We start from the raw sequence: 19,958 nt of genomic DNA on the forward strand, positions 1-19,958 counted from the left end.
AAAACCAATCATTTCTAAATAATTGGTGACAGCTACTCATTTAAAGCCTCATTTCATACAACCCGTCTTATTATACTATAAACAATTAAGTAGTTTCGACAAAAAATCTGTCATTTTGCATTTGAATACAAAAAAGGCGAACTGTGTACACAGTCCACCTTTTTATACATTACTACTCTTCGTCTTGCTCATCAGCAAGAGTGTTAAACATTTCTTGTACCATTTCCCACTCTTCTTCAGATTCAATTGAAAGTAATGTTCCGCCCTCTTCTTCACTTTGCTCGTATGCCATTGCATCGAAGATTTGGTCTCCATCTTCGTCTACTTCACCGATTGGCGAGAAGACTACGTAAGATTTTTTGCCGAATTTTTCAGCATCAAAAGTGAAAATAATTTCACATAAATGTTCGTTTCCTTTTTCGTCTACAATTGTAATTTGATTTTCTTCCATTTTGGTCACCTCTTATTTACTATCTAGAAATCCTTGTAAGATTACGACTGCAGCCATCTTATCGATTACTTGCTTTCGCTTCTTACGGCTCACATCAGCTGAAATGAGCAGACGTTCCGCTGCCATCGTCGACAAACGCTCGTCCCACATTACAACTTCTAATTGTAACAGATTTCGCAGGTTTTCTGCAAATTGTTGGCACGCTTCACCACGCGGGCCAATTGTACCATTCATATTTTTAGGTAAACCTACTACTATTTTGTCCACATTGTACTGTTTTACCAACTCAGAAATACGGTCAAAACCAAAGTTGCCTCGTTCTTCGTTAATCCTGATTGTTTCCAGTCCTTGTGCTGTCCAGCCCATTTCATCGCTCATTGCAACACCGACTGTTTTAGTACCAACATCTAAACCTAATATCCGCATAAACTACTCCTCACGATGATGTTTCAAGTAAGACTTCACAAGCTCTTCAATTAACTCATCACGTTCAAGCTTGCGAATAATGCTTCGTGCATCTTTATGGCGAGGTATGTATGCTGGATCTCCACTTAATAAATAACCGACGATTTGGTTAATCGGATTATAACCTTTTTCTTGAAGTGCATTATACACAGTTAAAAGTACATCATTCACATGGACACTCTGCTTTTCATCTTGAATGCTAAACTTCATTGTTTTATCAAAACCGTCCATTTCAAGCACCTCACTTGTAAGTAGTAAGTATAGGGAGAAGAACTTCTCCTCTCCCTACCATTGTACACTACTATCTCTTTATTTTGAAACAGATTTAACGTACTCTTGTACAAATGCTAAAGCTTCCTCAACTTGCGCTGGGTTTTTACCACCTGCTTGAGCCATGTCAGGACGGCCACCACCACCGCCTCCACAACGAGAAGCTACTTCTTTCACAAGTTTACCTGCATGGTAACCTTGACTAATTAAATCTTTCGTTACGCCAGCTAAAATATTTACTTTATCGTCATTTACAGACACTAATACAACAACTGCAGACTCTAATTTATTTTTAAGATCATCCATCATTGTACGTAAATTGTTCATATCTGCAACATTTACTTTCGCCGCTAATACGTTCACACCATCAACTGTCATTACTGAATCAGTTAAGTTTCCAGCTTCGATATTGCTTAATTTCGCAGCAAGAGATTCGTTTTCTTTTTGAAGTTGTTTTACTTCAGCAAATAAACCATCAACTCTTGTTAAAATATCTTTCGGATTTGTTTTCATTTTTCCTGCTGCTTCTTTTAATAAACCTACTTGATCGTTCATTAATTCGTATGCAGATTTCCCAGTTACCGCCTCAATACGACGTGTTCCTGCACCGATACCAGATTCAGCAACGATTTTGAAAATACCGATAGAAGCTGTGTTATCAACGTGACAACCACCGCAAAGCTCTAAGCTGTAATCGCCTACTTGTACAACGCGTACAACATCACCGTATTTTTCACCGAATAATGCCATTGCGCCCATTTCTTTCGCTTCTTCGATTGCTTTTTGAGAAATCGCAACATCAATACTTTGCCAAATTTTTTCGTTTACGATACGCTCAATTTTTTCTAATTCGTCAGCTTGCACTTGACCGAAGTGAGAGAAGTCAAAACGTAAACGTTCAGATGTTACAAGAGAACCCGCTTGGTTAACATGCGTTCCAAGTACATCTTTTAATGCTTGGTGCAGTAAGTGAGTTGCTGTATGGTTTTTCACAACGCTACTACGGTTTTTCGTATCGATAAGAGCTTTTACAGCCGCTTCTTTCGTTAATATACCTTCTTCAACAACAACTTTGTGTAAGTTTTGACCATTTGGTGCTTTTTGTACGTCTTTTACAAGAACTTTCACGCCGTCAGCAAGAAGATAACCACGGTCTGCAATTTGCCCACCGCTCTCAGCGTAGAATGGCGTTACATCAAGCATTAATTGTCCTTCTTCACCTGCTTGTAGGCTATCTGTGTACTCACCATTTTTTACAAGTGCAACAACGTTACTTTCTGTTGCAACTGTACCGTAACCAACGAATTCGCTCGCTACTTTAACTTCACCAAGTACACCGCCTTGAACTTGCATAGAATCAACGTCTTGACGAGCAGCACGTGCACGCTCACGTTGTTTCTCCATTTCATTCTCAAAGCCTGTTTGATCAACTGTCATACCAGCTTCTTCTGCATATTCTTCTGTTAATTCAATCGGGAAACCGTACGTGTCGTATAGACGGAAAGCATCTACGCCAGAAATAACAGTTATTTTTTCTTCTTTCGCTTTTGCAATTACGTCAGCTAAAATTGATTCACCATCATGAAGTGTTTCATGGAAACGCTCTTCTTCATTCTTCACAACTTTTGCGATGAAATCTTTCTTTTCAAGTACTTCTGGATAGAAGTCTTTCATTACTTCTCCAACAACCGGTACTAATTCAAACATGAATGGACGGTTGATATTTAATTTTTTCGAGTAACGAACAGCGCGGCGTAATAAACGACGTAATACATAACCACGGCCTTCGTTAGAAGGAAGTGCTCCATCACCAACCGCAAATGTTACTGTACGAATATGGTCAGCAATTACTTTAAATGCCATATCTTTTTCTAAGTCACCATTACGATACTTCTCGCCAGAAATTGATTCTGTCGCCCCAATCATCGGCATGAATAGGTCTGTATCAAAATTCGTAGGTACATCTTGAACGATAGATGTCATACGCTCTAGACCCATCCCTGTATCGATGTTTTTCTTAGGAAGCGGCGTATATGAACCGTCTGGATTATGGTTAAATTGAGAGAATACAAGGTTCCATACTTCTAAGTAACGCTCGTTTTCTCCGCCTGGATATAATTCTGGGTCACTAAAGTCATTACCGTAAGCTTCACCGCGGTCATAGAAAATCTCTGTATTCGGTCCACTTGGTCCTTCACCGATATCCCAGAAGTTTTCTTCTAAACGGATGATGCGTTCTTTTGGAACACCCATTTTCTCATTCCAAATTGTGAATGCTTCTTCATCTTCCGGATGAATTGTAACAGATAGTAATTCTTTATCGAATCCGATCCACTTGTCGCTCGTTAGAAATTCCCAAGCCCAAGTAATTGCTTCTTCTTTGAAGTAATCACCGATTGAGAAGTTCCCTAACATTTCAAAGAATGTATGGTGACGAGCTGTTTTCCCAACGTTTTCAATATCGTTTGTACGAATTGATTTTTGTGCATTTGTAATACGTGGGTTTTGCGGGATTACACGTCCGTCAAAATATTTCTTTAATGTCGCTACACCACTATTAATCCATAGAAGAGATGGATCCTCGTGCGGAACTAGTGATGCACTTGGTTCTACTGCATGTCCTTTTTCTTGGAAAAAGTCTAAAAACATTTGACGAATTTGTGCGCCTGTTAGTTGTTTCATTGTATTTTCCTCCTTAAATATAAAAAACTCCCGCCCCTAATAAAAGGGACGAGAGTTAACTCGCGATACCACCCTAATTATGAATTGATTATTATAACAATCAATTCATCACCTCATGGTGCCGTAACGTGGCAAGACGGCAGTGATTAGCTGCTCTCAGGATTAGCTTTCTGTTACCCTTCATTTAAAGCTTCTTTCAGCCATTGGAAGCTTCTCTCTATAAATGGACTGTAACATACTTGTTCCGTCATTGATTTAATGTATTATATGACTAAATATAATAGAATTCTCTTAAGTTTGTCAATGTAGATAATAATAATTATATTGTACTACACACATTTTCGTTAGCTACATAAGCATCTACTTTTCATTTTAAATATCTTCTCTTTTCCAAAGAGGCCTCACATGAACGACCACTGTCCGAATGACCGCTAAAATAGGAACCGATATTAGTAATCCTACAATCCCCGCAACTTCTCCCCCTACTAGTAACGCAAACATAATAATCACAGGATGCATACGAAGCGACTTACCGACGATGTAAGGCGATAAAATGTTACTTTCCAAAAATTGCAAAATAGCAATCGTAATCCCCGCCTTAATGAGTAAACTCGTTGATACCGTTGCCGCAATCATCAACGTCGGAATCGCCCCTAAAATAGGACCAAAGTACGGGATTATATCCGTTACCCCAATAATAATACCGAGTAATAACGGATATTTCATACCGATAAACCAAAAAGAAAGAACAGATACTCCCCCTAATACTAAGCAAACAAATAACTGTCCTCGAATATAACTTCCGAGTGACTTATCAATTTCTTTCGCAAGCATTTGACCCGTACTACGCCACTTACTCGGAACTAGTTTCCAAAAAATATGATAAAACTCACCGTAATCTTTTAATATGTAAAATACAATGAACGGAATTAAGAAAATAATGAGCAATGAATCCAGTACACCACGTGCTGTGCTCATAACTTTATTTAAAAGCGTTTGTATCTTCATTTCTACACCAACGAAAATTTGCTTTACCTTTTCATGAATAAATGATGGGAAATTCGCTGTTTGTTCTGTAACTCCATCCATCCAAGAATCGTACATTTTTGTAAACTGCGGAAATTGTTCATTAATTTCTTGTAACTGTTTAATAACAACTGGCGTTCCTTTATAAATCCCATAGCCAATTCCGCCAAAGAAAAGAATATAAATGAGCAAAATAGCAAGTGTGCGTGGCATTCCTTCCTTATGGATTTTTTCAATTAAAGGGTGTAATAAATAAGCAATAAAACAAGCAATAAGAAACGGTGTGATCGCCACTTTAAATACAAAAATAATCGGTGCCCATAGTGGCTTAATTTTTAAAAAGACGAGCAAACAAAGAAAAACGAGTAACAATAATCCTAAACGATATATCCAAATGATTTTAAGATTCTTCACACGAAAAACCTCCTCCACCTTTATTTTGAAAATAAATAGGTTAGGTTATGTGCAAAAGTTTTAAAATCTTTTTATACAGACCATACTGTTTTTTAAAGACGTACATATATTTAACATAATAAGGACAACCACCCATGAAAATACAAAATGTCAAAATATAATCAGGAGGGCTCATAATGATCTTATTTATGCTTGCATTATCCGCACTTTTTATGCTTCTTGAATGGATTTGTATCGGGTTTGGTATTTGGAAAGGCTTCTTTATTCGTTCCTCGCGAAAAGAAAGAGCGAAGCACTTATGGCATTATGGAATGCTTGGCGTTGGATGTTACGGTTTATCTTATCTCTTCTCTGAAATCGGACTTTTATATTTGCATACAAGCACATAAAAAAACTCCCTTATCATGAAGGGAGTTTTTACGCCTTATAAATAAGACTTAATCATCTTACGTGCTTTTTTCACATTGCGTTTTGAGAATACATCTTGTTTGCGAGCATATTGATATGCTGCAGCTCCAACACCTAATGCGATTAATGAATTGCGTAGATTCAAAGTAAATCCCCCTTTTCGTTATCCGATCGTTCTTTCATTATCATCAAATAAATCATCAAGAGAGCTTAATGAACCATCTTCCTCTACTTGATGTGTATGGATTTTCCCCTTTGAAACCGATAATTCGATGTAACAATTCCAGCAATAAAATTGGTTGACACCTATTTTTCCGATGTCTTTCCCTTTGCAATTTGGACAACTGAACATATGGCTTTCATCTCCTTACAGTCTCCCAGATTCTATTCGCCATTATGTCCAAACTGCATTCATTTATACATTGCTAAAGCCTTTCAACGTTATACGTTTGAAAGTTTCACTATATAATTTCACCTTGTTACATGAAATCATACGGTGAAATGTTTTCCACATCCATTTCTTCACCATTAACCGTCACCATTTGCACTTCGCCTTGTGATTCTTGCAATCGGCCAGCTAAAGTCGTTTGACGCATTGCATCATCAAGGCGATTCACACCGGATTGAAAAGCTGCTTCCTCCCCGCAAATAATAAGGAATTTCTTACTTCTTGTAATACCCGTGTAAATTAAATTACGACGTAACATACGGTTATAGCTTTTTACAATCGGCATAATAACAATCGGAAATTCACTACCTTGTGATTTATGAATCGAGCAGCAATATGCATGTGTAATTTGATTTAAATCTGGCTTTGTATACGTTACTTCAATCCCATCAAATGAAACGATAATCATATCTTGTTGCTCAACGTTTTCTTTCGCATAAAACACCGAAACGATTTCTCCGATATCACCATTAAATACTTGGCTTTCCGGCTGATTGACGAGTTGCAGTACTTTATCTCCTCTGCGGTATACAACGTCACCGTATGCAATTTCTTTACTTTTTTCCCTTTTCGGATTAAACACTTCTTGGAGAGCTTCATTTAACACATTAATACCTGCTGGTCCGCGGTACATAGGTGCCAACACTTGTACATCTCTTGCGCTAAATCCTTTTGTCTTGGCATTTTCACATACTTTTTTTACAACTTCAACGATTTGAGCGCCTGTACAAGAAATAAAGGAACGATCCTTTTTATTTTGTGCTAAATCTGGCGGAAGCGCACCACCTTTTATCGCATGGGCAAGCTGAATAACAGATGACCCTTCCGCTTGACGATAAATTTCTGTAAGCTTGACCGTTGGAACTGCACCTGCATTCAATAAGTCTTTTAGCACTTGTCCAGGTCCTACAGATGGCAACTGATCTTCATCACCTACAACGATAACTTGAATATTTGTCGGAAGCGACTTAAACAGCTGATTTGCAAGCCAAATGTCTACCATTGAAAACTCATCAATAATGAGTAACTTTCCTTGTACTGGATCGGTTTCATTACGCTGGAAAGATCCTTCTGGCGTCCAACCGAGTAGACGATGAATTGTGCACGCCGGAAGCCCCGTCGATTCACTCATTCGCTTCGCTGCTCTTCCAGTTGGAGCCGTTAATAAAATCGGAAATGGATTATCATCACTATATTCATTCGGATTTAATGATACTCCGTGAAGTGATGCATACATTTCAACAATCCCTTTAATAACTGTTGTTTTCCCTGTTCCTGGTCCACCTGTTAATAGCATCATCGGCTTATGAAGTGCAGTTTGAACTGCTTCTTGCTGAAGCGGCGCATACTGCACCTTTAGCTGTTCTTCAATTTCTCCTAATGTTTTTAACACTTCTGCTTCAGGGAATGCAGGGGTTTCTTCTTGATTCATAAGACGACGGATCGACTTTACAACGCCTTTCTCAGAATAGAATAAAGAAGCTAAATACACTCGCTCTTCTTCTATAATGACTTTCCCTTCGCCTTGCATCATTTCAACGCAGCCTACAATATCTTCCTCAGTCACTCTGCCTTCTTGATTATTTAAAAGTGACATCGTTTCTCTTACAAGCTGACCTTTTTCCATATACACGTGACCGAGTTGTAATGAAATATTCTCTAACGTATAAAAACACCCTGCACGTACACGGTCGTCGTGATTGCCCGTTATTCCGATTGCACGCCCTATATCATCTGCTCTTCCAAATCCAATTCCGTCCACTTCTTCAATAAGTTTATACGGATTATTACGAATCACTTCTAATGTCATCTCTTTATATTGCTGATAAATTTTAATAGAAAGTTTTGTTCCAAAACCGTAACCATTTAAAAAACTCATCACTTTCTCGAGCCCTTGATGCTCAATAATCGTCTCATATATTTCCTGCGCTTTTTGCTTGTTTACAACACCACTTAACGCATCCGGATCATCCATAATTTTAGAAATCGCATGCTCACCAAGATGGTCCACGATTTTTTCGGCTGTACGCTTTCCAATCCCTTTAAATAAATCGCTCGCTAAATATTGCACCATACCTGCTTTTGTTTGTGGCAGTTCTTTTTTAAACGTTTCAACTAAATATTGTTTTCCATACTTTGGGTGGTCTTTAAAATGACCTGTTAATGTAAACACTTCATCTTCATGCATACGGGGAAAATGACCGTTTATCATTACTTTTTTTTCGTCGTATGTTTCATTCGTTTCAATGACTTTCATACTGACAACGGAATAGAGGTTTTCTTCGTTGTGGAAAATGGTATGAAGAACTTGCGCTTTTATAAATTTTTTCTCTTCCTCAAACAAATCCATTGCATGTTGATTTCCCATATTTCCTCTCCTTTCCGAGTTCTTTTCACTTTAATGAGCAGTACATCCCCCACCTCTTTCACAATCTTTAGATGAGGGGTAACTGCGCATTAAACTATAATTTCACTTTATTCAGCTTCTTGCTCTAATAAACGAATACCATTACCAGCTAAAAAGTGGTCTGCTTGAATTTCAGTCGCTTTCTTAAATAAAGTAAGAGCTTTCTCGTTATTTTCTTCGAATACGTACGCAACACCTAAATTATAATACGCATCTGCATGCTCTTCATCCATTTCTAATACCTTTTCAAAATAAGGTTTTGCCTCTTGAATATGTTCTAGTCGCGCGAAGCAAAGTCCGCATTGGAAAACAGCTTCTACATCATTTTCATCTAATTCAGTTGCTCTTTGTAAAAATGGCAGCGCAAGACGATCATTTCCAAGTTGCACATGTGTGATACCTAACATAAATGTTACGTCAGCTGATTGTAATCCCGCTTGCATCGCTTGTTCAAATACAGCCTTCGCCTCTGCAAATTGCTCTTGACCGTAATATACGTTTCCTAAGCCATAATAAGCAGCCGCAGATTTATCATCTAATTCTAATGCACGTTTATAAAATAAAATTGCTCGCTCACTATCACCTAATACATCTAATAAATTCGCAAAGTTAATGTATCCAAGCGCATCTTTCGGATTTTCTTCGATTGCTTCTGTGAAATTTCCAGCTGCTTCTTCCCAGTTTCCTTCTTGCATATATTTAATACCTGTTTCAAGTTTGTTTGACATATCCTTCACCTCTACAACAAATTATAACAAAGAATGTATTTTCCAAGCGAACAAAAATTCGCTTTATGTAAAAGAAACCTCTAACCGCTAATCGGCAGAGGCTTCTCGTGTTATCCTAAATAATCTAATTTCTTACCACTATGATATACTTCATCAATTGTAGCGCCGCCTAAGCACTCATCTCCATCATAGAAAACAACTGCTTGGCCTGGCGTAATCGCACGAATTGGCTCATCACAAAGAATACGAACTGTATTTTCATCAACGATTTGAACCGTTACTTTATTGTCTGCTTGACGATAACGGAATTTCGCTGTACACGTAAATTCTTTTTCCTTCGCTTTATTACTTACCCAGCCTACATTCGTAGCAATAACTTCATCACCATATAGAAGTTCGTTATGGAATCCTTGGTCAACATATAAAATGTTTTCTTTCAAGTTTTTCCCAACAGCAAACCATGGATCACCATTACCACCAATACCAAGGCCATGACGTTGTCCAATTGTATAGTACATTAAACCATCATGTTTCCCTTTCACTTCACCAGATAATGTTTGCATCACACCTGGTTGCGCCGGTAAATAGTTACTTAAGAAATCTTTAAAGTTACGCTCACCGATGAAGCAAATACCAGTACTATCTTTCTTCGCCGCTGTCGCTAAACCAGCTTCTGTCGCCATTTCGCGAATTTGTGGTTTCTTTAATTCACCTAATGGGAACATTGTTTTTGATAGTTGCTCTTGGCTTAATTGATTTAAGAAATATGTTTGATCTTTATTGTCATCAACGCCGCGAAGCATTTTATATTCGCCGTCCATATAAGCAACGCGTGCATAATGACCTGTTGCTACATAATCAGCACCAAGTGCAATTGCATGCTCTAAAAATGCTTTAAATTTAATTTCTTTGTTACACATTACATCTGGGTTTGGTGTACGACCAGCTCGGTACTCATCTAAAAAGTACGTAAATACTTTATCCCAGTATTGTTTTTCAAAGTTTACTGCATAATACGGAATGCCGATTTGGTTACACACTTCAATTACATCATTGTAATCTTCTGTTGCTGTGCAGACACCATTTGCATCTGTATCATCCCAGTTTTTCATAAAAATTCCGATTACATCATAACCTTGCTCTTTTAATAAAAGAGCTGCTACAGATGAATCGACGCCACCGGACATCCCGATGACAACGCGTGTTTCGTGAGGTAGTTTGTTCATCATGTCACCTCCCATGCTAATTTTGTGTTAATCGCTTCACGATTTTCACTGTTTCGTACGCCGCTTTTTCAATTTGCTCTTTCGTATTTCCAAGACCGAAACTAAAGCGTACGGATGAACGTATTTGATCGGAATCTTTTCCGAACATCGCCACTAATACATGTGATGGGTCAATCGAACCAGCTGTACAAGCAGAACCACTTGATACTGCAATGCCAGCTAAGTCTAAGTTTACAAGAAATGGTTCAATATTCATTCCTGTAAAACTTACATTAAACACATGTGGTAAGCGATATTCCAAGTTTCCGTTTACCTCGAAAGTAATGTCTTCATTTTTGAAGACAGATACCATTATATCTTTAAACTCTTCATATTGGGCATTTTTTTGCTCACGAGTTTTTTCAGCTAGCAAAATTGCTTGCTGAAGTCCGGCAATACTAGGTACATTTTCAGTACCAGCACGACGTTTTCTTTCTTGCTCTCCGCCTATTAATAACGGTTCAAACTTCACATTTGCACCAGCATATAGGAACCCGACACCTTTTGGTCCGTTAATTTTGTGAGCTGAAATTGATAATAAATCAATTCCAAATTCTTTCACATCAATCGATAATAAACCGTAGGCTTGTACAGCATCTGTGTGGAAATAAGCTTGATGTTCTTTTAACAGCTTACCTATTTCCGCAATTGGTTGCATTGTCCCTACTTCATTATTCCCGAACATAATAGATACAAGAATCGTCTCTTCCGTTAGTGCCTTTTGTATGTCAGAAACTTGAACACGCCCTGTTTCATCAACAGGTAAATACGTCACTTCAAATCCTTCACGCTCTAACAATTCACACGTATGCAAAATCGCATGATGTTCAATTTGCGTTGTAATAATGTGGTTACCTTTGTGACGATTCGCGCGCGCTACACCTATAAGTGCTAAATTATCAGCTTCTGTACCACCGCTCGTGAATATAATTTCATTTGGACTCGCGTGAATGCTACGTGCACACACACGTCTCGCCTCATCTACCGCATGGCGCGTTTGACGCCCATAAAAGTGAATACTAGACGGGTTTCCAAATGTTTCTGTCATATATGGAATCATCTTTTCGACCACTTCTGGGTGAGTCGGAGATGTCGCAGCATGATCTAAGTAAATGCGTTCCATTAAATCTCCTTCTTTCCAAATCGTTTCACAAGGAATTAAATGTAAAACATATAGCCCCCGTGATTTTCTTCCTCATAACGTACTAAATCTTCTAAAGTTGTACTATCTAATACTTCTTGCACCGCATCACGAACACGCATCCATAATTGGCGTTGTGCTGGTTCTTCTTCTTCTATCATTTCTACAACACTAATTGGACCCTCTAGTACACGGATTACATCTCCAGCTGTAATGTTGACTGGCTGATCAGATAATACATATCCGCCATATGCACCTCGCGTACTCTTTACAAGACGAGCGTTACGAAGTGGTGAAATTAATTGCTCTAAATAATGCTCAGATAGGTCATGTGCCTGCGCAATTGATTTTAATGAAATTGGGCCTTCACCAAATTTTTTTGCAAGGTCGATCATAATTGTTAAGCCGTAGCGGCCTTTCGTTGAAATCTTCATCTATTTGCACCTCATTTCAAATTTTCACTTCTATTGGTTATATCTTATTTATAAAAGAACACAATTTAAAATCCTATGAAATTATAGCATAATATAGTATTATAAGAAATTTCAACTTGTGTATCAAAATGATAACATAAAATCACATTGAAAAACTCGGAAATTATTACAATTGAAAGAAAAATGAAAATATTCTCCTTCATTTTTCCCATAAAACAGCATCCTATTTCAAATTTCATAAAAAAAAATGATACGATAGAATGAGATTATACATTAAGGGAGAGGGTCAAATGAAACAACCACTCGCACATCGAATGCGCCCTACAAATATTCAAGAAATTATCGGACAACAGCATTTAGTTGGTGAAGGCAAGATTTTATGGCGAATGGTCCAAGCAAATCATTTTCAATCAATGATTTTATATGGTCCTCCAGGCACAGGAAAAACATCAATCGCTAGCGCAATTGCAGGAAGCACTGGAACCCCGTTTCGCCTCTTAAACGCTGTTACTCATAATAAAAAAGATATGGAAGTTGTCGTACAAGAAGCGAAGATGCATCGGCACCTCGTTTTAATTCTGGATGAAGTTCATAGGCTAGATAAAGCGAAGCAAGACTTTCTATTACCCCATTTAGAAAGCGGACTTCTTACTTTAATTGGTGCAACGACAAGCAATCCGTTCCATGCTATTAATTCTGCTATTCGAAGTCGTTGTCAAATCTTCGAATTACACGCATTAACAGAAGATGATATTTTAATTGGCTTAAAACGAGCGCTTGAAGATAAAGAAAAAGGGCTTGGGGAATATGATGTAACTGTTACGGATGAAGCATTACATCACTTTGCAAATGCGTCAGGCGGAGATATGCGCTCAGCTTATAATGCACTTGAACTAGCTGTTTTATCTAGCTTTACAACTGACGACAAAGCCGCGGAAATTACACTTGAAATCGCAGAAGAATGCTTACAAAAAAAGAGTTTCGTTCACGACAAAGGTGGCGATGCTCACTATGACGTTTTATCTGCTTTTCAAAAATCAGTACGCGGAAGTGATGTGAACGCCGCACTTCATTATTTAGCACGTCTTATTGAAGCTGGTGACTTACAAAGCATCAGTAGACGTCTGCTTATTATGGCATATGAAGATATCGGACTTGCTAGCCCACAAGCTGGACAACGTACACTTGCAGCGATTGAATCAGCTGAACGGGTCGGCTTCCCAGAGGCACGCATACCACTTGCAAATGCTGTTATTGAACTTTGTCTATCACCGAAATCAAATTCGGCCTATAAAGCACTCGATGCCGCACTACACGATTTACGTAATGGCCAAACAGGCGATATTCCAAGTCATTTAAAAGATAGTCATTATAAAGGAGCCGAATCATTAGGAAGAGGCATCGGATACTTATATCCACACGATCACCCAAACGGTTGGGTACAACAACAATACTTACCTGATAAAATTAAAAACAAGCAATATTATAAACCGAAAACGACAGGGAAATTTGAACAAGCACTTTCTACTGTTTATGAAAGATTACAAAGTTCACATAAAATGAAGAATAAAGGGTAATATAAACGAAAACGTCACCATTACGGAGGCTTCGCTTATGAAAACACGTCAAGATGCATGGACAAAAGAAGACGATCTCCTTTTAGCAGAAACTGTTTTACGACATATTCGCAGCGGAAGTACACAAATAAAAGCATTCGATGAAGTTGGTGATACATTAAACCGAACTTCAGCAGCTTGTGGCTTTAGATGGAATGCTGAAGTAAGACCATATTATGAAGATGCGGTGCAAATTGCAAAAAAACAACGTAAAGAATTAAAGCGTTCGGAAGCTAAAATAGAACAAGAGCAGTTCACACAAACTCGGCAGCTCGTAATCGATGCCGAGTTTTCAGAAGATATTGCCCCAAATAAACAAGATCTTACAATGCAAAATGTCATCTCATTTTTGCAAAACTTGGAGCACAATAACCCTTCACTCGCAAAGTTACAAACTGAAAATGACGTATTACAAGATCAGCTCACTTCCCTGCAAAAAACGAATAATGAAATTGAAGCAAAATTAGCTGTTCTCACAAAAAAACAACAAGCAATCGAAGAAGATTATGCAATGCTTGTTAGAATTATGGATCGTGCTCGAAAACTTGTTTCGGTCGAAGAACAAGAAGAGCAAATTGCTCCGATTTTCAAAACCGATCAAAATGGAAATTTAGATATTATATATTCATCAGAAAATTGAAAATGGGGATGTCACTTTTTCAACTTAGTGACATCCCTGTTTATTACTACGGCAAACATCGCCTCGGTAAGTGAAATTATATTAACGATTTTCCGAATATATCTATCACAACTCGAAATATATCAACCATTCGACATAGAATATCGATTTACCGACAAAAATTAACATTAATAATATTTCTTTAAAACATACAAAAAGCATATACCCTAGGCGGATATATGCTTCCTTTTTATTCTTGCCCTACACGCTTCACTTCTACGTTTTTAATACGTTCACGTACAACGTGACTTGCCATAATTAAGCCTGCCACAGATGGTACGAATGCATTTGAAGAAGGTGGTAATTTCGCTTTACGAATTTTTGCATTTTCGTCTGGTACGATTTCTTTACGTACTTCTTCACGAATTACGATTGGGTTTTCGTCAGAGAAGACAACTTTTACACCTTTTTTAATACCATCTTTACGAAGCTTCGTACGAATTACTTTCGCAATTGGATCTGTATGTGTTTTTGAAATGTCCGCAATACGGAAACGTGTTGGGTCCATTTTATTTGCCGCACCCATACATGAGATAATTTTAATTTTACGACGTAAACATTGTTTTATTAAATGAATTTTGAACGTAATCGTATCAGATGCATCTACTACGAAATCTAAACCGTGTTTAAAGAACTCTTCATATGTTTCATCTGTATAAAACATCTCTAGTCCAATTACTTCACATTCCGGATTAATGTCCGCAATACGCTCTTTCATTAATTCTACTTTTGAACGTCCTACAGTAGATACTAACGCGTGAATTTGACGGTTTACGTTTGTAATATCTACAACGTCTTTATCAACTAATACAAGACGTCCTACGCCAGAACGTGCTAGCGCTTCTGCCGAAAATGACCCTACGCCGCCAATTCCTAAAATACCGACTGTACTATTTTTTAATATTTCAAGGCCTTCTTTTCCAAAGGCTAATTCATTACGTGAAAATTGATGTAACATTCAGCTCTACACTCCTATTACAAAAATGGTCTACCATGTATTCTAGCGTTTTTCCGACTATTTGTATAGAAAAAGTTATAGAATTCCTAAAAATACGTATTTCAAACAAGGAAAACATAATGTAAACCGGACTTTTTTAACTTCCTCTTCAATACACGTTTAAAAAGGAGGATTTAGAGAACCGAGCAGATCGAGGCACTTATGCTAGGAGGAGCACAGTGTAGGGGTACTACTCGAGCACCGGACTAGCATACGTAACGATGAAATGCGACGGTTATCTAAACCGGACTTTTTAAACAACCTCTATAAAAAAAGCCTAGACGGCTATAGTATAACCATCTAGACTCTATTCTTACTTCTCTTCTTTCACTTTCACGCTCAATTTTAAGCTTAGTTCTTCAAGCTGTGCTTCTGCAACTGGGCTTGGAGCTTCTGTTAATAAGCAGCTTGCGCTTGCTGTTTTCGGGAATGCAATTGTATCACGAAGGTTCGTACGACCTGCAAGTAACATAACAAGACGGTCTAAACCTAATGCGATTCCGCCGTGTGGTGGTGTACCGTATTCGAATGCTTCTAATAAGAATCCGAATTGTTCTTGTGCTTCTTCTTGTGAGAAGCCAAGTGCTTTGAACATTTTTTCTTGTACGTCACGCTCGTAAATACGAAGTGATCCACCACCAAGCTCATAACCGTTTAATACAAGGTCATATGCTTGTGCACGTGCTTTTTCTGGTGCTGTTTCTAATAGTTCAACATCTTCACGGAATGGCATTGTGAATGGATGGTGAGCTGCGAAGTAACGATCTGCATCTTCATCGTACTCAAGAAGTGGCCAATCAGTTACCCATAGGAAGTTAAATTTACTTTCGTCAATTAGCTCAAGTTCTTTACCTAGACGTAAACGAAGTGCACCTAAGCTATCTGCAACAACGCTCTTCTTATCTGCTACGAATAGTAATAAGTCACCAGCATCCGCTTCTAATGTACTCATTAACACGTTTGCATCTTCTTCACCGAAGAATTTCGCAATCGGTCCTTTTAAGCCGTCTTCTTCAACTTTAAGCCAAGCTAGACCTTTTGCACCGTATACTTTTGCGAATTCAGTTAATGCATCGATGTCTTTACGAGAGTATTTGCTCGCTGCACCTTTTGCGTTAATCGCTTTTACTTGTCCGCCGTTTTCTACAGCACTTGTAAATACTTTAAATCCACAACCTACTGCAAATTCAGATAGGTCTTTTAGTTCCATTTCAAAGCGTGTATCCGGCTTATCAGAACCAAAGCGAGCCATTGCATCAGCATATTTCATACGAGGGAATGGTGCACTAACTTCTACACCTTTTGCATCCTTCATGACTTTCGTCATCATACGCTCCATCATTTCTAAAATTTCATCTTGTGTTAAGAATGATGCCTCGATATCAATTTGCGTGAATTCCGGTTGACGGTCCGCACGTAAATCTTCGTCACGGAAACAACGTGCTACTTGATAGTAACGCTCAAATCCACCGACCATAAGAAGCTGTTTAAATAGCTGCGGAGATTGAGGTAATGCATAAAATTCACCATCATGCACACGGCTTGGTACTAAATAGTCGCGAGCTCCTTCTGGCGTGCTCTTCGTTAAAATTGGTGTTTCAACTTCTAAGAACTCTTCTGTATCTAAGAAGTTACGAATTGTTTTCGTTACGTCATGACGCATTTTGAATGTGTTGAACATTGCAGGACGACGTAAGTCTAAGTAACGATATTTTAAACGCACATCTTCTGATGCATCTGTATCATCAGCAATAATGATTGGCGTTGTTTTCGCTGCGTTTAATACGTTTACTTTCGATGCTTGTACTTCAATACGACCAGTTGCCATATTATCATTAATTGCGCCTTCACCACGTTCAACAACTGTACCTTCTACGTGTAATACGTATTCGCTACGAATCGTTTCTGCTACTTCTAACGCTTCTTTTGATGTTTCTGGGTTAAATACAACTTGTACGATACCTGTACGGTCACGTAAGTCGATAAAGATTAATCCACCTAAATCACGGCGTTTTTGTACCCAACCTTTTAATTGAACTGTTTGTCCAACCGCTTCTACTGTTACTTTTCCGCATGCATGTGTTCTTTCAGCCACTTTAAGTTCCCCCTATATTAATTTCTCTGCTACATATGAAGCAAATACATCTAACGCTACTTCTTCTTGTCCGCCTGTTGCCATATCTTTTAAGTTAATGATGCCTTTATCTAGCTCATCTTCCCCTAATACAGCTACGTATTTCGCATTTAAACGATCTGCAGATTTAAATTGTGCTTTCATTTTACGATCTAAATAATCTTTTTCAACTGCTAGTCCAGCTTTACGAAGATCAAACGCAATTTTCGCAGCTTGGTCTTTCGCTTTTTCACCAAGTGCTACAACGTAACAATCAATACTATGTTCAATTGGTAACTCAATATTTTCAGCCTTCAGCGCCATAATTAAACGCTCAATACTCATCGCAAAACCGATACCTGGCATTTCCGGTCCACCGATTTCTTGTACAAGTCCGTTATAACGGCCACCGCCACTTAATGTTGTGATAGCACCGAAACCTTCTGCCTCACTCATAATTTCAAAAACAGTGTGTTGGTAGTAGTCTAAACCACGTACTAAATTCGGATCTTTCTCAAATGGAACATCCATCATCGTTAGTAGTTCTTGTACTTTGTCGTAGTATACTGCTGAATCTTCGTTTAAGTATTCTGTAATAGATGGTGCCGTGCTCATTAATTCATGATTACGGTCCTTCTTACAGTCTAAAATACGAAGAGGGTTTTTTTCTAAGCGAGATTGGCAATCAGAACAGAATTCTCCGATGCGCGGCTCAAAGTGAGCAATTAACGCATCACGGTGTGCTTGACGACTCGCTGCATCACCTAAGCTATTTAATACAACTTTAATATTTTTCAAGCCCATACCGCGGTAAAACTCTACAGCAAGTGCAATTACTTCTGCATCAATTGCTGGATCGTTACTACCAATTGCTTCAATACCGAACTGTACGAATTGACGATAGCGACCTGCTTGTGGTCTTTCATAACGGAACATTTGGCCGATATAGTATAATTTTGTTGGTTGTGTTGCATCACCGAACATTTTGTTTTCAACGTAAGAACGTACAACAGGTGCAGTACCTTCTGGACGTAATGTTAAACTACGCTCTCCACGGTCTTGGAATGAATACATTTCTTTTTGTACGATATCTGTCGTATCACCAACACCACGTAAAAATAGCTCTGTGTGCTCAAAAATTGGTGTACGAATTTCTTTATAATTGTAACGACGGCAAATGTCGCGCGCTTGCCCTTCGATATACTGCCATAACTCTACACTACCTGGAAGAATATCTTGCGTTCCGCGTGGGATTTGAATAGACATATTCAGTTCCTCCTCAAATTGTTTTAATCTTAATAAAAATAAAAAAACTCCCGCCTCTACTGTTTGAACAGTAGGGACGAGAGTATTATACCCGTGGTGCCACCCTAATTGAAGCACGTATGCTTCCACTTTTTTAATAACGCTTAAATTTGCGTTCATCTCTACTAAGCGTATAAGCCTTTCAAGTTGAAACCTACAGAGTGTCATTCAATCAGTCATCATGTAGAAATGTTTTCAGCCTAGGACATTTCTTCTCTTTCCATGTGTATCTCATTTACTCTCCTCTATCAACGGCTATATTCATATGTAAATATAAAATTACTATACGTTTGTTGAGTAGGATTGTCAAGTGCTCTAAGAGCGCTCAATTTGCTTCTTTAGGCGCTTTACATCTTGTAGTGAAATTCCAAACTCAGAAGCAAGCTCCATTGAAGTATTGTTTTGTTCTTTTGAAATAAAATCATGTAAATTTACGTTAAACAGTTGATTTGCACCATTTGTAACAGAATGCCCTTTTTCATTCATACGCATACGTATATCCCTCACATTCAATATGGATGTTTTACTTTTTATTGTTCCATATTGATGAGATAGTTATACATAGCCGAAACAACTATTGATTCCAAATAACTAAACAAAACATACCACAATGTATGAAAAAAAGAGAGGATCCTATAATCCTCTCTTCCCCGGCAACACTATTTACTTTCTACAATTAAGGTCACCGGACCATCATTGATTAAAGAAACGTCCATCATTGCTCCGAACTGTCCTGTCTCCACATGTAGTCCTTGTTTACGAACTTCTTCATTAAAGAAATCATATAAATGCTCTGCATAATCAGGTTTCGCAGCATCCATAAAGTTTGGACGTCTTCCCTTGCGGCAATCTCCGTATAATGTGAATTGCGAAATAGATAGAACTTGTCCTTCTACATCAAGTACAGAGTGGTTCATCTTTCCGCTCTCATCTTCAAAAATACGCAAGTTTGCAATTTTTTCAGCGATGTAAGTTGCATCTTTTTCTGTATCTTCATGCGTAATGCCAACTAGTAGTGTTAAACCGAATGGAATTTGTCCTACAATCTCACCATCTACTGTGACAGACGCTTCTTTTGATCGTTGTAAAACAACTCTCATCTTTTATAC

20 protein-coding genes and 2 other annotated features are annotated in these 19,958 nt (G+C 38.2%); of the genes, 3 read left to right on the forward strand and 17 right to left on the reverse strand.

Going from position 1 to position 19,958, the window contains the following annotated elements; genetic code table 11:
• Positions 1-172: 172 nt before the first annotated feature.
• The 5 genes from NSQ47_RS15440 to NSQ47_RS15460 all read right to left on the reverse strand — a co-directional run bounded on the left by NSQ47_RS15440 (position 173) and on the right by NSQ47_RS15460 (position 5,308).
• Positions 173-451, reverse strand: coding sequence for a DUF1292 domain-containing protein (locus NSQ47_RS15440; RefSeq protein ID WP_002111975.1), 279 nt, complete (start codon positions 449-451; stop codon positions 173-175).
• A gap of 12 nt (positions 452-463) precedes the next feature.
• Entirely contained in the window at positions 464-877 is a 414-nt protein-coding gene (gene ruvX / locus NSQ47_RS15445) for a Holliday junction resolvase RuvX (protein ID WP_002160397.1), read from the reverse strand.
• A 3-nt stretch (positions 878-880) separates the two neighbouring features.
• Positions 881-1,147, reverse strand: a complete 267-nt coding sequence (locus tag NSQ47_RS15450) for an IreB family regulatory phosphoprotein (protein WP_002111976.1) — start codon at positions 1,145-1,147, stop codon at positions 881-883.
• A 78-nt stretch (positions 1,148-1,225) separates the two neighbouring features.
• Positions 1,226-3,868 (reverse strand): alanine--tRNA ligase, encoded by a 2,643-nt coding sequence (gene alaS, locus NSQ47_RS15455; RefSeq protein WP_341037282.1) that lies wholly within the window; start codon positions 3,866-3,868, stop codon positions 1,226-1,228.
• 41 nt (positions 3,869-3,909) lie between these two features.
• Positions 3,910-4,128, reverse strand: a binding site (T-box leader).
• Positions 4,129-4,240: 112 nt separating this feature from the next.
• Entirely contained in the window at positions 4,241-5,308 is a 1,068-nt protein-coding gene (locus NSQ47_RS15460) for an AI-2E family transporter (protein ID WP_002138436.1), read from the reverse strand.
• Positions 5,309-5,484: 176 nt separating this feature from the next.
• Here NSQ47_RS15460 and NSQ47_RS15465 point away from each other — a divergent pair, with 176 nt between their 5' ends.
• Positions 5,485-5,697, forward strand: a complete 213-nt coding sequence (locus NSQ47_RS15465) for a hypothetical protein (RefSeq protein ID WP_002160395.1) — start codon at positions 5,485-5,487, stop codon at positions 5,695-5,697.
• A gap of 35 nt (positions 5,698-5,732) precedes the next feature.
• Here the strand turns inward: NSQ47_RS15465 and NSQ47_RS15470 are convergent, their stop codons facing one another.
• From NSQ47_RS15470 to cymR, 7 genes are all read right to left on the reverse strand, one after another.
• The gene (locus tag NSQ47_RS15470; RefSeq protein WP_002015286.1) at positions 5,733-5,861 is read right to left on the reverse strand and encodes a YrzQ family protein; all 129 of its coding nucleotides are present in this window, start codon (positions 5,859-5,861) and stop codon (positions 5,733-5,735) included.
• An 18-nt stretch (positions 5,862-5,879) separates the two neighbouring features.
• Positions 5,880-6,068, reverse strand: a complete 189-nt coding sequence (locus NSQ47_RS15475; protein WP_002015288.1) for a hypothetical protein — start codon at positions 6,066-6,068, stop codon at positions 5,880-5,882.
• A 127-nt stretch (positions 6,069-6,195) separates the two neighbouring features.
• Positions 6,196-8,532: an SF1B family DNA helicase RecD2 gene (gene recD2, locus NSQ47_RS15480; protein ID WP_341037284.1), complete on the reverse strand. Its 2,337-nt coding sequence runs from the start codon at positions 8,530-8,532 to the stop codon at positions 6,196-6,198.
• Positions 8,533-8,639: 107 nt separating this feature from the next.
• Positions 8,640-9,299: a tetratricopeptide repeat protein gene (locus NSQ47_RS15485; RefSeq protein ID WP_341037285.1), complete on the reverse strand. Its 660-nt coding sequence runs from the start codon at positions 9,297-9,299 to the stop codon at positions 8,640-8,642.
• 110 nt (positions 9,300-9,409) lie between these two features.
• Positions 9,410-10,525: a tRNA 2-thiouridine(34) synthase MnmA gene (mnmA, locus tag NSQ47_RS15490; RefSeq protein ID WP_002160392.1), complete on the reverse strand. Its 1,116-nt coding sequence runs from the start codon at positions 10,523-10,525 to the stop codon at positions 9,410-9,412.
• Positions 10,526-10,541: 16 nt separating this feature from the next.
• Positions 10,542-11,687: a cysteine desulfurase family protein gene (locus NSQ47_RS15495; RefSeq protein WP_016106216.1), complete on the reverse strand. Its 1,146-nt coding sequence runs from the start codon at positions 11,685-11,687 to the stop codon at positions 10,542-10,544.
• Positions 11,688-11,722: 35 nt separating this feature from the next.
• On the reverse strand, positions 11,723-12,139 hold the full coding sequence (gene cymR, locus NSQ47_RS15500; RefSeq protein WP_000704117.1) for a cysteine metabolism transcriptional regulator CymR: 417 nt from the start codon (positions 12,137-12,139) through the stop codon (positions 11,723-11,725).
• 290 nt (positions 12,140-12,429) lie between these two features.
• On the opposite strand from cymR, the gene NSQ47_RS15505 reads away from it, so the two are divergent.
• Together NSQ47_RS15505 and NSQ47_RS15510 are read left to right on the forward strand one after the other, a co-directional pair.
• Positions 12,430-13,716 (forward strand): replication-associated recombination protein A, encoded by a 1,287-nt coding sequence (locus tag NSQ47_RS15505; RefSeq protein ID WP_341037287.1) that lies wholly within the window; start codon positions 12,430-12,432, stop codon positions 13,714-13,716.
• Positions 13,717-13,753: 37 nt separating this feature from the next.
• Positions 13,754-14,395 (forward strand): RsfA family transcriptional regulator, encoded by a 642-nt coding sequence (locus tag NSQ47_RS15510; protein ID WP_341037288.1) that lies wholly within the window; start codon positions 13,754-13,756, stop codon positions 14,393-14,395.
• Between the two features lie 229 nt (positions 14,396-14,624).
• On the opposite strand, the gene NSQ47_RS15515 is transcribed toward NSQ47_RS15510, so the two are convergent.
• The 5 genes from NSQ47_RS15515 to NSQ47_RS15535 form a co-directional block, all read right to left on the reverse strand.
• Positions 14,625-15,392, reverse strand: a complete 768-nt coding sequence (locus NSQ47_RS15515; protein WP_000903181.1) for a tRNA threonylcarbamoyladenosine dehydratase — start codon at positions 15,390-15,392, stop codon at positions 14,625-14,627.
• 352 nt (positions 15,393-15,744) lie between these two features.
• A complete protein-coding gene (gene aspS, locus NSQ47_RS15520; protein ID WP_002160387.1) occupies positions 15,745-17,526 on the reverse strand; it encodes an aspartate--tRNA ligase in 1,782 nt (593 codons plus the stop codon).
• A 12-nt stretch (positions 17,527-17,538) separates the two neighbouring features.
• Positions 17,539-18,810, reverse strand: coding sequence for a histidine--tRNA ligase (gene hisS / locus NSQ47_RS15525; RefSeq protein WP_002145627.1), 1,272 nt, complete (start codon positions 18,808-18,810; stop codon positions 17,539-17,541).
• Positions 18,811-18,879: 69 nt separating this feature from the next.
• Positions 18,880-19,110: a binding site (T-box leader), on the reverse strand.
• A 54-nt stretch (positions 19,111-19,164) separates the two neighbouring features.
• A complete protein-coding gene (locus NSQ47_RS15530; protein WP_002015300.1) occupies positions 19,165-19,341 on the reverse strand; it encodes a hypothetical protein in 177 nt (58 codons plus the stop codon).
• A gap of 167 nt (positions 19,342-19,508) precedes the next feature.
• Positions 19,509-19,949, reverse strand: coding sequence for a D-tyrosyl-tRNA(Tyr) deacylase (locus tag NSQ47_RS15535; protein WP_193645229.1), 441 nt, complete (start codon positions 19,947-19,949; stop codon positions 19,509-19,511).
• Between the last annotated feature and the right edge of the window lie 9 nt (positions 19,950-19,958).

The organism is Bacillus sp. FSL R10-2780 (assembly GCF_038006125.1).
GTDB lineage: Bacteria > Bacillota > Bacilli > Bacillales > Bacillaceae_G > Bacillus_A > Bacillus_A cereus_U.